The sequence below is a fragment of the Shewanella sp. GD03713 genome, from assembly GCF_029843705.1.
Taxonomy (GTDB): domain Bacteria; phylum Pseudomonadota; class Gammaproteobacteria; order Enterobacterales; family Shewanellaceae; genus Shewanella.
This window is the reverse complement of record NZ_JAOCIW010000001.1, coordinates 1,052,199-1,066,548: the sequence shown is the minus strand read 5'-3', so window position 1 is coordinate 1,066,548 and position 14,350 is coordinate 1,052,199. Positions and strand designations below refer to the sequence as shown.

Sequence of the window (14,350 nt, the reverse complement as noted above, 5' to 3'; positions counted from 1 at the left end):
TCAAATTACCCTTTTGCTTCAACTTGCTCTGGCTTATAGGTACGAATAATCCAAATCAGAATACCGATCAGGAAGAACGCACTTGGCGGCAGTAATAACAGACCGTTTGGTTGATACCAGCCACCTTCAGAGATCTTGTGCAGGATTTGAACACCGAACAGAGAACCGTTACCAAACAGTTCACGCACGAAGCCAACAGCTAACAGAATCGCACCGTAACCTAAACCGTTACCGATACCATCCATAAAGCTCATCATTGGCGGTGTTTTCATCGCATAGGCTTCAGCGCGACCCATTACGATACAGTTCGTAATGATAAGGCCCACGAATACCGATAACTGCTTAGAAATCTGATAAGCATAAGCCTGCAGCAATTGGTCAACCACGATTACCAGAGAGGCAATAATGGTCATCTGTACGATAATACGTACGCTGCTAGGAATATGGTTACGGATCATTGAGATAAACAGGTTAGAAAACGCTGTTACCGCAGTTAATGCCAACGCCATTACCAGTGCAGTTTCGAGCTTGCTCGTTACCGCTAACGCACTACATACACCAAGTACCTGTAATGCAATCGGGTTGTTGTTGACGATAGGTCCAGTCAGAACCTGTTTCAGTTCTTTAGCGTCAGACATTAGCTGAGACCTCCATTGCGTGCTTTTTCAATGAAACTCGCAAAACCTTCTTTACCTAACCAGAATGTCAGAGAGTGTTGAACACCGTTACTGGTCAGAGTCGCGCCGGATAATGCATCCACACCGTATTCAGTGCTAGCAACAGCTGGGTTTTTAGTTACGCTGATAGCAATGTTACCTTGCTCATCAAATAACTTCTTACCGTGCCATTTCGCTTTCCACTGAGCGTTTTGCACTTCACCACCAAGACCTGGGGTTTCGCCTTGCTCGTAGTACACTAAGCTTTGAATCGTGTTCAGATCAGCATCTAACGCGAGGAAAGCATACATAGTCGACCACAGGCCATAACCATGAACTGGCAGGATCACGCTGGTTAACTTACCTTGTTCGTCACGCACTAAATAAACCACTGCATCTTCAGCAACACGCTTAACCGAAGCGATGTCGTTTTGAGGTACAAATGAGGTTTTCACATCGCGAGACGCTTTGCGTTGATCGAATGTGTTGGCATCAACACCTTCAACCCAATCACCGGTTTTTAAGTTAACTAACTTAGCTTCGATGTGCTTGCTGTAAGTATCCAAAATCTGAGCTTTGGTTACTTTGCCCGCTTTCGTGTCAATCAGACCCGCAGCTTCGAGGATGTACTTTTGCTTATCAAGCAGCTTGTTTTCTGCTTGAGTTGGGCGCAGTAATACTGCCGCAGTCGACACGAATATCGCACAAATTAGACATAAGCCAACGACGATAAATAACGTTCTGCCGAACGAATCTTTATTACTAGCCACGAGCAATCCTCCGCTTGATATTTGCCTGAACCACGAAGTGGTCGAACAATGGCGCGAACAAGTTAGCAAACAGAATCGCTAACATCATGCCTTCTGGGAATGCAGGGTTAATCACGCGGATAAACACAGCCATTGCACCAATCAAGATACCGTATGCCCATTTAGCTTGGTTAGTGAATGACGCAGACACTGGGTCAGTCGCCATAAACATCATGCCAAATGCAAAACCACCTAACACTAAGTGCCAGTACCAAGGCATTGCAAACATTGGGTTAGTGTCGCTACCGATCACATTTAACAGTGTAGAGATAGCAATCATACCGACCATCACGCCGCCAACGATGCGCCATGAAGCGATACGGGTATAGATGATAACCAGACCACCTAACAGAATCGCCAGAGTCGATACTTCACCCACAGAGCCTGGAATGAAACCGAAGAACGCATCCCACCAGTTTTGGTTGAATGTGTAATCTAAGGTACCCGCTGCCGCTTGGCTCAGAGCCGTTGCACCAGAGTAACCATCAGCCACAACCCATGAAGTGTCACCAGACATGTTCAGAGGGTAAGCGAAGAACAGGAAGGCACGACCGGCTAATGCTGGGTTTAAGAAGTTACGACCAGTACCACCGAACACTTCTTTAGCCACAACCACACCGAAGGTGATACCTAAGGCCACCATCCACAATGGGATAGTTGCTGGCAGGGTTAACGCGAACAGGATAGAGGTAACGAAGAAACCTTCGTTAACTTCGTGGCCACGGATAGCGGCAAACAGCACTTCCCAAATACCACCCACGGCGAAGGTCACCGCGTAGATAGGTAGGAAGAAACAGGCGCCGTACCACATCAGTGCTGGCCAGCCAGAGTTGGCGGTCAGTTCGGTACCAAACATGCCGAACAGGCTCACTTGCCATACGTCAGGCGTTGCAAAACCCGCGATTAACGCAAGTTGTGCTTGCAGACCCACGTTGTACATACCCACGAACATCGCTGGGAAGGCACAGGCCCAAACCGTGATCATCATACGTTTCAGGTCGATGTTGTCGCGAACGTGGGTTTTACCCTTGTTCACTTTACCTGGCGTATAAAAAATGGTGTATGCCGCTTCGAAGAGGGCATAAAACTTTTCGTATTTACCGCCTTTTTCAAAGTCGGGTTCAATACGTTCGAAAAAATCTTTCAAGCTCATTAGCCTTCCCTCTCGATCGTATCTAAACAGTCACGCAGATATGAACCGTAGTCATATTTGCCTGGACATACGAACGTACACAGTGCGAGATCTTCTTCATCCAACTCTAACGCGCCTAAAGTGGCAGCACCGTCAAAGTCACCTGAGATCAGGTCACGCAGCAACATAGTAGGAAGAATATCCAATGGCATTACACGCTCATAGTTGCCGATTGGCACCATAGCGCGGTCTGAACCACCAGTGCTCGTTGTCATGTTGAACAGACGAGAAGCGCTTAAGTGGCCAAGGAATGCACGGGTAATAGAGTATTTGTTTGAGCCTGGTAACACCCAACCAAAGAATTCTTTTTCAGTGCCTTCTTCTAACAGACTCACCTGCGCGTGGTAACGACCTAAATATCCTTGAGGACCTACAGCAGTACGGCCATTCAGCACAGAACCTGAAACAACACGTACGTTACCATCTAAGGTTTCGCCCGCGGTCAGTTCAGTCATGCTTGCACCTAAAACAGTGCGAACCAAACGTGGCTTAGCCGCTTTAGGACCGGCAATCGCGACCACGCGTTCGGTATTCAGTTGACCGGTAGTAAATAGCTGACCAATGGCTATTACATCTTGGTAACCGACATGCCAAACAGTACGTTTTGCAGAAGCTGGAAGTAGGAAATGGATATGAGTACCAACAAGACCCGCAGGGTGAACACCGGCAAATTCTTCAACTTGGGCATTAGCGGCAGGAATATCGGCGCCAGGCGCTTTACAAAGGTAAACTTTACCTTCGGTAAGTCTTGCTAAGACCTTAAGACCATTAGCAAAATCTTCTTTATGCTCACGGATCACTACGACAGGATCGGCGGCATGGGGTTGCGTATCAATCGCGGTTACAAAAATACCAGCGGCAGAAGAATCTACGGCAGGCACTTTGCTGAAAGGACGTGTACGCAATGCAGTCCATAAGCCTGATTCGATCAGGTTGTCACGGACCAGTTGCGAGTCTAGCGTATCGAGAGCAGTGGCGTCATACTTAGCAAAGGCAACGCTTTCGTTCCCTTCTACTTGAATAACAACAGACTGCAGCACACGCTGGGCGCCCCGGTTAATGTCTAATATAGTACCACTGGCTAAAGCCGTATATTTTACGCCAGGATTTTTCTTATCTTCGAAAATCACCTGACCTTTTTGTACTTTATCGCCCACTTTGATCTTCATCGTTGGACGTAAGCCAATATACTCTTCACCCAAAGTAGCTACATGTTTAATGGCTGGGCCATTATGGATAACTTGCTCTGGTCCGCCTGCTATAGGCAGTTCCAATCCTTTCTTAATTGTAATCATATCCACAAGCACTACGTTTTGAAGGAAAGACAATGCGCCGCGTTCCTGCTAAATACTGAGGTTTTAAACAAAACCTACTGCATTGAGCTAGCGCAGATTTATCACAGAAATGCGATCGCAATCACGCTGGTCGCGCGCATTTTACCCCAATTGCCGTGGCATCGCCACGAAAATTATAGGTGATTTCAAACCTCAAATAAGGATTTAAAAGAATCATGCGCTACAGCGTTCACCTTCCGACCGAGTGAGGGCTCAGAAAGAGAAAATATTACGGTCGTCAAATACTATAACATTAATTTTAAAAGAAATAATTTAGCGAAAGGTCGATACCTCTTTATGGCGAGGCTTAATACGACCATTTCGCTTTCTCGTTGAATAACCTTTAAACAAGATTTAATTCAGTTTAAAAACGCCATTGATAACCCAAATAGCTGATCCGTCCATTTTCAGACCGAATTCCGCTATTTGATGCTGTGGTGACTAAGGACTCATCGAGTAGGTTTTCGACGCGAATATACAACCTATGGTGTTTATCAAAATCATAGTTTGCCGCTAAATCGACCCGCCATTGGCCCGAAACCTGTTGCAGTTCGCTACCAAATTGGCTGAAATTCCGCTCCGATTGATAGGCCGCCTCAAGATTTAGTTGATATTCGCCATAGTTAACCCCCGCACTCAATTGCAATTGATGTTCGGGTAACCAAGCCAATCTCTCTCCCTCTAGAACACAGCCTTGGACATCGGTACAAGTGCTGGTTTGATACTCGGCGCTAAGATATTGATAATTTAGCCCTAAGGGTAGCTCTACCCCACCCAGATCCCAGCGATAGCCAAGGCCAAGTTCTACACCATAGGTGAGCACATCGGGAATATTCTCTTGGGTTAACAAGCGTTCATCGGCGCACATCGAATAGCTATCGCAATCCACATGCAAATTGTCGAACTCTTGCACATAAGCCCGTAAATCCGCTTTTATCCCTTCACGCGCATATTGGGCACTCACTTGATAATGGAGCGACACCTGAGCCTCTTGGGTGGTATTCCCCGCGCTTGCCGCAGTCCAGGCACGACGGATATCGGTACTAAAACGCCAATCGCCCGCATCATAGAGAACACCTAATTGCGGCATCCAATCACTATCGGAGAAGTCCGCTTCGTCTAGTCCCGCGAACGCTTGCTTCACTTCACGATTGACACTCACATGCTCGTAAGTAAGCCCTAACTTGATTTGCATGCCTTGCCAGCGGAATAACGAATCGATGGCCGACGTCAGCGCAGTGGCATCATCCGTGTAAGCGAACAGGGCATTTGACTCATCAGCCATCAGACTTCTATCCGCTTGCCATAACGCCGTTTGTTCGCCAAAGTGCATTTCGGCCTTATCCGTATGATAACGAGCGCTGTAAATAATTTGATGTTCGCCGTATTGGTTTATGGCTTGGGTCTGGGCACCAAAAGCGCTGTAATCGTTATCTTGGACCAGCAGATTTAAATCGGCGCCATTTGCACTGGGATTTCGATCAAAAGCCGAGATGCCTGAAAGCGTTGCAGCATCAATCTCTTGCCCATTAAACAAGCCAAGTTGGTTCAGTTGTTGTGAATAGGACTGATAGTAGAAGTCAGTGATCACTTTACTGCCGCCTAAATCCACTTGGTGTGATAGCTGATACTTGTGCTGCCGCCCCCGGTGCTTATCTTGTGCCGTTGCCGAATATAAGAGTAAAGGATCCTGTTGCCAGTCTGCTGCCGTGATACCAAGTTGCGAGCGATAACTGTCATCATCGATAAATTGGTAAGTAAATTCTGTTTGCTGCGGACTACGAGCCCCGAGCAAACTGGCGGCGTTGACCTTAAACAGCAGGTCAGTTTTTTTTCTGTCGGCATCACTGCCGTTGAAAAAATTTGCATCACCTTGTTCTTGAAGATAATTCGCCGCGAATAAGGCTCCATATTCCTTTTGCTTAACACCCCAAGTCATGCCGGCATTGAAGTCGGAATCCGTTGCCCCTTCAACCTGAAAACTACCTGACTGAGGTTGGTCGGCAATTTCAAGACTCTGGTAATTCACCACCCCAAAGGCCCCCTGCCCGCCTACCGGCATATTTGCCAGTGGTGTACTCGTGACATTTTGTTGTAGTAAAAGGTTAGGCAGTAACTGCAACTGCGACGCCGAATAAGGCGCGGGTGAGAAATACACCCTATCTTGCATCACAGCTACGCCTTGGCTGGCGGAGCGCATACTGATATTCGCACTGTTTCCGCTGTGGTCGGCTCGTAATAAGGTTAGGCTGTTTAAGTAACTCAACTGCATCCCATCATCACTGGAGTGATAGTGGTTATTGAGTTCAATCAGATCGAGCGTCTGAGAATGGAGCGGGTTTGCATTAAGTGTATTAGGGTAAACACAGGCAACCGCAAGCGCGGTCAGCGACATCACAAAGTAGCGACTGGACATACCAAGCTCCCAAAAGTGTTTGTTAGCGTACGGCGTTTTTGTTGTTATTTTGTAAAATAGCTGAATTTACTCGAAAAAAAAAGCGACGAATGTCGCTTTCTTGACGCTAACACTTTGAACCTCGCTAGCGCAGAATGCGCTAGCCCAGCAAAGCTTAGAGTTGACCTAAGATCTCATCGCTGAGTTTTAAGTCGTCGTTGCGGTTAACACTCACGCCTGCGGCGATAATGTTACGGGCAATATCTTGGGCTTGTTCTAACGAGTGCATCTGATAAGTGCCACATTGATACTCGTTAAGCTCAGGAATTTCAGATTGCTCAACCACTTTGAGCACATCTTCCATAGAGGCAAGCCATGCATCGGCCACTTGGCGCTCGCTAGGCTCACCAATCAGGCTCATGTAGAAACCAGTGCGGCATCCCATTGGAGAAATATCAATAATTTCAACATCGCTGCCATTAAGATGATCACGCATAAAGCCCGCAAACAAATGCTCTAGGGTATGGATACCGCGCTCGCTGAGGATATCTTTATTCGGTGCACAAAAACGCAGATCGAATACGGTAATGGCATCGCCTTTGGGGGTACTCATATGTTTGGCAACGCGCACGGCAGGCGCATTCATCCGTGTATGGTCAACGGTAAAGCTATCAAGTAATGGCATAGGGCTCTCCAAATTCTTAGGGCGATACAACCGCTATCGGTTTATGGGCGCAAGCATAACACCAAATGGATTCGGTCGATAACAAGATAATGTAAGATGAAATCATCTCATATCAATCAGACGCTAATATGAACATTTTGTTCAAATTAGCAGCATTAGTGCTGGCGCTGCTGGCTGTAAGCATCCTCTGAAATCTTATGATACTCACGTACACCTTGCTCATACGCATGGTAAGCGCGGTACACTTTGCGCATCATAGGGTCCTGCTCTGCCTGTTCTTCAATGACCTGCTGTGAAATACGTTCAAGCTCACTAAGCACCTCCGGCGGGAATGCCTTCAGCACCACACCCTCGTCTTTTACTAAGGTTTCAAGGGCTGTCACGTTACGCGTGGTGTATTCGTCCAACATATCTTGATTGATAGCACGCGCCGCGCCTTTGACTATGGCCTGTAAATCTTCGGGCAGACTCTCGAAGGCGGCTTTATTGATCAAGAACTCCATATTGGAGCCTGGCTCATGCCAACCGGGATAATAGTAATATTTGGCGACTTTATGTAAGCCAAAGGCAAGGTCATTCACTGGTCCAACCCACTCAGCCGCATCAATCGACCCCGTTTGCAAAGCGCCATAAAGCTCCCTACCCGCCATATTGACGGGAACGGCACCGACACGTTTCAGCACTTCGCCCCCTAGGCCTGGCATACGGATCTTCAAGCCTTTAAAGTCGGCAATAGTGTTGATGGGTTTATTAAACCAGCCGCCCATCTGCATGCCCGTATTGCCACCCGCTAATGGAATAATACCAAAGGGACGATAGACTTCCTCCCACAGTGCCATACCGCCACCATAATGCAGCCAGCCGTTCATCTCTTGGGCCGTCATGCCAAAAGGGATAGAAGAAAAAAACTGTGAGGCGGGCGCTTTCCCCTTCCAATAATAGGAGGCGGCGTGGGCCATCTGCACTTTACCTTGGCTCACACCGTCGAATACCGCAAAGGCCGGCATTAACTCACCCGCGCCATATACATGAATTTGCAAACGGCCATGGGACATGTCGTTCACCAACTTAGCAAAACGCTCAGGCGCCATGCCTAAACCGGCGAAGTTTTTCGGCCACGACGTGGCTAAACGCCACTCAATCACCTCTTTGGCGGGAGCCGAGTCAGGATGGGGGGATGCAGAAATCTGTTCGGTCTTTGAAGGCGCAGGATTACACCCACCGAGTCCAATCAGTAATACCGCAAGCAATAGACTCCCCAAATGACGCATCAAACCTCTCCCACAAGACAAATAACCAGTTAACAGTATGAAAATTAGCGTGCTTTTATCGAACGACGAACGTTTAACACTGCTGAAATAAAACATATTGTTAACACATAAAGTTAGGGAGGGAAACCCAATAATTTCCTCTATTTGACCTAAAACAAAAAAGCCACGTTGATAACGTGGCTTTTATAAAATCAGGGGTGCAATTAACCGCGACAATTTGGCGTTTTAGGCACTTCAACATCCTTAGCCCATTCACTCTGAGTGAAGGTATGGATAGAAAGTGCATGCACACCGTTCGCTAATTCATCGGCTAAACAATTGTTTACCAAACGATGGCGGGCAAGTAAGCGAAGGCCTTCAAATTCATCACTGACGACAACCACTTTAAAGTGAGTCTCTGAATTAGGCGGAACATGGTGACGATGGCTTTCGTTAAGGACTTCTAAATGAGTTGGCGAGAAGCTTTCGGTTAGCTTCTTATCAATGGTCTGTGCCACTGTGCCCTGCGCATGGGTATTGGACATATTCAAATCTCAACATGGGAAAATCCAGTGGCCGCAGAGTACTGCTTCAAGTACAAAAGATCAAATCCCAACGTCAGCTTTGCGGCTTTAAGCTGAGCCAATTTAGTAACAGTATGAAATGATTTGGCTTTCAATCAGCCATGATAATTAACAATCAATTGCCTAAAGGTGTAGTTCCAACGGGGTTCCTTAACCTTTAAGCGCTTAGGCACACTGTGTAACCAATCTTGCTGCATTGGCCAATGCATAATCAGTAAGTCACCACTGTGTAAGCTAATCGTGTATTTCACCTTGCTGTGTTTATGTTTAATCACAAAATCCCGCGAGGCACCAAGGCTGATAGAGGCGATATCACTGCCGCTTGCAATCTCGGGCTCATCATCGCTGTGGGCGCCCATGCAATCTTGACCATCGGCATAGCGATTCACTAACACACCATTGCTGCCTAGGCCAAAATCCCGCTGCAGTTTGTCGCGCAATTTTTGCAAATACTTAGGCCAAGGCAGGGCACGAATAAATAGCCCTGAATATAAATAGTCACATCCCGTATCGCCATACCAAACCTGCAGCCTTGGAATGGGATGATATTCCCCAAACACTTGAATTTGTGGGCGACTCAGCGGGTAAGATTCGGCCTCCTTGAGTAAGGCATGTTGCTGCGCCACATTCAAATAATCCCTAATTAAGGTGATAGGCGGCTCGACCTGTGCCGCATCTTGGCGATGAGCACGAGAGCTTCCTCTAGCAGCTTCAATATTGACCTCAGGCTCGAGCCCTAAATCGGCTTGTTTCATGCAGCACCTTATTACGACTTACGACGTGATTGACCCCGCTCAATTATCCATGAATGCGCGAGCGGATACACAACCTCAGGCAAGCATCGCACGATGAGGGGAAATCTGCGATAATCTGCGCCTTATTTTTATTGGCAGCATTTTTATTGGCGCCGTTTTTATTGGCATAGTACAAAGATGACGACACAATTTTCAGTGGCAGGGATTGAGCTTGAACTATTTCGCTACCCCGCTTCGCAGGAATCCAATCTCCAAGCTTGGGATGCGGCAGACGAGCATTTGATTAACACCCTAGTCGAAGGCGGACAAACCGCTGTGCCAACGGCCATTATCAACGACAGCTTTGGCGCCTTAAGCTGTGCCCTATCGCGGCTCACTCCCGATTGGCCACTAAATGTCGAAACCGATGCCAGAACCAGTTTTTTAGGTGCAGAGCAAAATCATCATCGCAATCAGTTGCCTATGGATAACCTCACCTGGTTTACCAGTCGCGATGCCTTGCCTGGCAATCTCGCCCTCGTATTGATGAAGCTGCCTAAAAACCTCACTTACTTTGCCCACCAGCTGATGCGCTTATCCCAAGTGTTACCCGCGGGCTGCAAAGTGTTGGTTGGTGCAAAAGCCAAGTCAATCAACGCCAGCTTATTGGAAGTCTTTGCCAAATACTTAGGGCCAGCGAGCGCCAGCCTCGCATGGAAGAAAACCCGCGTCATCACCTGCATTAGCGATGGTAAGCCACGTGCCTTACCAAAGGAAATCACTTGGGATATTCCTGAATTTAACCTCCACATCAGCAATTTAAGCAATGTGTTTGCCGCCAATAAACTCGATATCGGCGCGCGCATTATGTTGGATAACCTCCCTCAGGGCGATTTTAAAACAATTATCGACCTTGGTTGTGGTAATGGCGTGCTCGGTCTGCGTGCCGCCCAGTTATACCCAAATGCCGATATCCATTTTATTGATGATTCCGAAATGGCGGTGGCCTCGGCAAAAGCCAATTGGGCAAACAACCAACTCCCCGCACAAAAAGGCCATTTTCATTGGGATGATTGCATGACCCATTTACCCGATGGAGTCGAACCCGATTTAGTACTCTGCAACCCGCCCTTCCATCAGGGCGAGGCGATTACCGATCATATTGCTTGGCAGATGTTTTTAGACGCGCGTCGCCGACTCAAAAATGGCGGCATTTTACATATAGTGGGTAATCGCCACTTGGCTTACCACGTGAAATTGCAGCGTTTATTTAAAAACTGCACTACTGTTGCCTCAAACGGCAAATTTGTGATCCTGCAAGCGCAGAAATAACCGCTTTAGCTCAGCAAAGATAGGCAAAAATCATGGCGCTATCTTTGCTTTCTCTTTTCATTCCTGTATCAGCGCATACTGAATAACGGCTTTTCGCTAGCCGTCCCCCTAAGTTGTCAGTACAATCTTTGGCAGCAAATGCATAAAAGTGAGTCACTTAGACTTTTATGCCCCATGGATATGGAAAGCATATTTAGGATATTGAGATGCCGTTAAAGGATGACGTTGACCAACTCAAGGCAGAATTGGCGCAGTTAAAACTGCAGCACCTGTCGCAGCAATCTTCACTCAGCCGCCAACTGGCAGAATTTTCGGCCAAGCTCGACAGCATCAGTCTTCAGCTTGAGCAGCAAGACAATGGCCCTCTCACCACCCCATCCGCGAGTGTGGAGGATATAACAGCGCCATTCGGCACGACGATGGATTCAGGGGATGAGCGCGTTTCACTGCAATCTGAAGATCTTACCCCCCATATCCAGCCGCAAATGCCCGAGGCAAATCCTTGGCAAGACGATCCTTGGCAGCGCCACGCAAAAGCTCCCTCAAAAGCCGTGCATTCACCTCAGGATTCGCAGCAGGATGATTCGCAGCAGGATGATTCGCAGAAAGATAAGGCCTTTTCTCAGCAAGCCGGACTTGAAGTGGGTGTGCAGGCCACAAGTCAGTTAGAGACCATCTTATCCCAAGGCGTTGCCGTCATCATGGCGCCATTTGCGGCCATCAGCGAACAGGTCAAAGGCTTTTATCAGCATTATCAAGCCAAGGGCTTAGGCCCAGTGTTTTTGATGACGGTCGCGGGCATCATCACCCTAACTCTGGGTTTTGGTTATCTACTGCAATATTCCATCAACCATTGGTTTTCCGAACTCGGTAAAGCCCTGCTGGGTTTTGGCTGCGCCAATGCGATTATTGCGGGCGGGATTTTTATCCGCCAAAAAAGGACGGGCATGGCCGACTTTGGCTCTGGGATTGTCGGATTAGGCCTCATCCTAAACTATCTCTGCGCCTATTTTATTGGCCCCTACTTTGAGATTATCCCCAATAGTGCCAGCTTTATCCTGCTGCTATTGATTACCTTAGCAGGTTATGGCCTGTCGATGCGGCTCGATGCAAAGATCATAGCCGTCATTGCCTTAGTCGGCGGCTCGATGGCACCTATGATGCTGTTATCCCAAAGCTATGCGCCGCTACTGTATATCCCCTATCTGCTACTGATTGGTGCGGGCGCCCTAGCCCAAAGCCGTAAATTACACTGGCCATTACTGCTGGAAATCACCGCCTTCCTGCATATCGCCTGCATCGAAGCCTTCAGCTATTTTGTCGATTTACCGCTCAGCCAATGGGGCGGCGGCGCAGTGCTCGCCCTAGTGAGCATTAACGCATTGTTTTATCTCTATGGTCTATATGGGTTTATGGTCAATCCTTCAACGACCTCACTCAGCCATAGAGCCTTGGTTCTGCCGATAGCCCTACTGGCCTTTGCTCTCTTCGAAATCACCCAATTTACACCATTCGCTGGGGAGATTTTTATCGCTAACGCACTCATCTGTGCGGGCTTATACCTTAAGCTCAAGTCTCGACTCACCCCGTCCCAGAGCAGTCTCTTATTAGTCTTTGGCGGCAGTTTTGCCGCTTTTGCCGCCCTTTATCTATTAAGCCATGATTTTCTCGGATTAGTGCTTATCCTCGAAGCATTGCTCCTGCTCTGGATTGGCCTTAAGGAGAAACTGATTTCGGTGCGCGCCGAAGCCTATGTGTTATTGCTAACTGGGCTGATGCTCAATTTATATGCCGTGCTGACAGGTTTTTCCTTACTCGGACTTGGCGAGCGAACGCCTATGGCGGCACTTGGGTTCCCGCTGCTCGCGCTAGCCTTAAGCGCGGCGGCCCTGCTATTTGTTATCCGCCAAATAGCCAATGATGAGTTGCCACTGTCGCGGCTCGAGCGGCAACTGAGTTATTTACTCAAAGAGGTACTCAGCGGTTTTTATGCGGCGACCCTTTTGCTGGCAGCTTTCCTTGTCAGCAGCGATTATTATCTCGCCATCATCCCGCTTGTGAGTCTGTTGCTGTTGTATTTAAGTGGTAAAGACAAGTTGATGGTCAGCGAGTTTGCCGCTTGGCTCTTGCTACTGCCGCTCTTATTTACTGTGGTCGAAGGCGTGACCCTTACTGACAGCCTGAGCTTTAGTGCGCAGCCACTGATGGCCAAGCTGGCACGCATCGAATTATTCGCCGCCCTGCTGCTGGCCCACTATTGGTATCGTAAGCATTATCCAAGTTCGCTGTTCGCCCAAGCCGCCAAGCAGATACAGCTCGGCTGTTATCTGCTGTTACCTCTAATGTTATTACCTAAGGTAATGCGCAGTTATTGGGAATTTACCGCGGTTGCACTCTGGCTCAGCAGTTTGTTCAGCCTCGGGCTTGCCTATGTTATCAAGCATAAAGCCCTTGAGATTGAAACCAAGATTTTGACTTGGCTGGCGATACTCACCACCGCCAGTTTGTGCCTGTTTGAAGTTTGGCAAGGGCTTATCGCACTGCTAATTGGCGCCCTAGTCATGGGCTTTGTACTGCTGCGTTATCGCAAGCTTGCCAAGTCTTGGACATCACTGCTAACACTGCAATGGCAACTTAGCCCTTATTATTTCGCACTAGTGCTGGCCGTATTAGTCTATGGATTTAACCGCGTCGATGTAGTGGCATGGTCGATGACGGCTTTAGCGCTGAGTGGCTACTTTGCCCTCTTGATCCAAAGACGCAGCAAACATGGCTCAGTGCAAACGGGATTAATAGCGCACATAGCCATAGAAACCCAAGCCGCGGTGCGCTCAAGCTACAGCATGGCCTACGGGCTTTGTCTGGGGCTCGCGCTATTGCCGATAATGCTGCACTTTGAGTTGTCGCTAAGGCTCGATCTGAATAACCTGTTATTAATACTCTGTGAATTGATGGCATTAGCCCTGCTCGCGCTACTTATCTTGCGCCGCGGCGTCGCTATTCGTTTGCATCAGCGTTTCTTACCACTGCAGTGGCTCAAATGGGGCTGGCACGGGTTGCTCGCACTGAGTTATCTCACCTGGAGTTATACGTTCGATAATATTATTGCCGCGCCACTCAGTGCCATTCTGCTCGTCGTGCATGGCAGCGTGTTGATGTTTATCAGCCTAAAACCTCAGCATGCGGATATGATCCGCCTCGCCGCCGGACTCTTTACCTTAGCCACACTCAAAGTGTTATTGCTGGACATGGCGTCCTTCGAGCTAGTGCAAAAGGTTATCGCCTTTATGGTGATTGGGGTGATCTTACTGACCGTATCTTACTTCTATCAAAAGGCGCGTAATCGCCTACAACAAGCAAACTAATAAGTCGCCAGTAA

The 14,350-nt window shown here is 48.1% G+C and carries 11 protein-coding genes; 2 read left to right on the top strand and 9 right to left on the bottom strand.

Annotated elements, in window-relative coordinates; translation table 11 throughout:
* Positions 1 to 5: 5 nt before the first annotated feature.
* The 9 genes from N5E87_RS04720 to N5E87_RS04680 form a co-directional block, all read right to left on the bottom strand.
* The gene (locus N5E87_RS04720; protein WP_011621733.1) at positions 6 to 638 is read right to left on the bottom strand and encodes an NADH:ubiquinone reductase (Na(+)-transporting) subunit D; all 633 of its coding nucleotides are present in this window, start codon (positions 636 to 638) and stop codon (positions 6 to 8) included.
* Positions 638 to 1,426 carry a Na(+)-translocating NADH-quinone reductase subunit C gene (locus N5E87_RS04715; protein ID WP_086904332.1) on the bottom strand — a complete coding sequence of 263 codons (789 nt, stop codon included), beginning with the start codon at positions 1,424 to 1,426 and terminating at the stop codon, positions 638 to 640. Before N5E87_RS04715 ends, N5E87_RS04720 begins: the two co-directional genes overlap by 1 nt.
* Positions 1,419 to 2,618 carry an NADH:ubiquinone reductase (Na(+)-transporting) subunit B gene (locus N5E87_RS04710; RefSeq protein WP_011716068.1) on the bottom strand — a complete coding sequence of 400 codons (1,200 nt, stop codon included), beginning with the start codon at positions 2,616 to 2,618 and terminating at the stop codon, positions 1,419 to 1,421. The genes N5E87_RS04715 and N5E87_RS04710 overlap by 8 nt, the downstream gene beginning before the upstream one ends.
* Positions 2,618 to 3,952 (bottom strand): Na(+)-translocating NADH-quinone reductase subunit A, encoded by a 1,335-nt coding sequence (locus N5E87_RS04705; protein ID WP_055647166.1) that lies wholly within the window; start codon positions 3,950 to 3,952, stop codon positions 2,618 to 2,620. Before N5E87_RS04705 ends, N5E87_RS04710 begins: the two co-directional genes overlap by 1 nt.
* A 403-nt stretch (positions 3,953 to 4,355) precedes the next feature.
* On the bottom strand, positions 4,356 to 6,407 hold the full coding sequence (locus N5E87_RS04700) for a TonB-dependent receptor (RefSeq protein WP_055647148.1): 2,052 nt from the start codon (positions 6,405 to 6,407) through the stop codon (positions 4,356 to 4,358).
* 154 nt (positions 6,408 to 6,561) lie between these two features.
* The gene (gene luxS / locus N5E87_RS04695; protein WP_011625409.1) at positions 6,562 to 7,071 is read right to left on the bottom strand and encodes an S-ribosylhomocysteine lyase; all 510 of its coding nucleotides are present in this window, start codon (positions 7,069 to 7,071) and stop codon (positions 6,562 to 6,564) included.
* 155 nt (positions 7,072 to 7,226) lie between these two features.
* Positions 7,227 to 8,342 carry a TRAP transporter substrate-binding protein DctP gene (dctP, locus tag N5E87_RS04690; protein WP_055647147.1) on the bottom strand — a complete coding sequence of 372 codons (1,116 nt, stop codon included), beginning with the start codon at positions 8,340 to 8,342 and terminating at the stop codon, positions 7,227 to 7,229.
* 203 nt (positions 8,343 to 8,545) lie between these two features.
* Complete coding sequence (locus N5E87_RS04685; protein WP_011621726.1) at positions 8,546 to 8,866, bottom strand: BolA family protein; 321 nt, start codon at positions 8,864 to 8,866, stop codon at positions 8,546 to 8,548.
* A gap of 134 nt (positions 8,867 to 9,000) precedes the next feature.
* Positions 9,001 to 9,660: an alpha-ketoglutarate-dependent dioxygenase AlkB gene (locus N5E87_RS04680; protein WP_086904333.1), complete on the bottom strand. Its 660-nt coding sequence runs from the start codon at positions 9,658 to 9,660 to the stop codon at positions 9,001 to 9,003.
* Positions 9,661 to 9,837: 177 nt separating this feature from the next.
* On the opposite strand from N5E87_RS04680, the gene N5E87_RS04675 reads away from it, so the two are divergent.
* Both N5E87_RS04675 and N5E87_RS04670 read left to right on the top strand, forming a co-directional pair.
* On the top strand, positions 9,838 to 10,971 hold the full coding sequence (locus N5E87_RS04675; protein ID WP_086904334.1) for a methyltransferase: 1,134 nt from the start codon (positions 9,838 to 9,840) through the stop codon (positions 10,969 to 10,971).
* 206 nt (positions 10,972 to 11,177) lie between these two features.
* A complete protein-coding gene (locus tag N5E87_RS04670) occupies positions 11,178 to 14,336 on the top strand; it encodes a DUF2339 domain-containing protein (protein WP_279775125.1) in 3,159 nt (1,052 codons plus the stop codon).
* Positions 14,337 to 14,350: the final 14 nt, after the last annotated feature.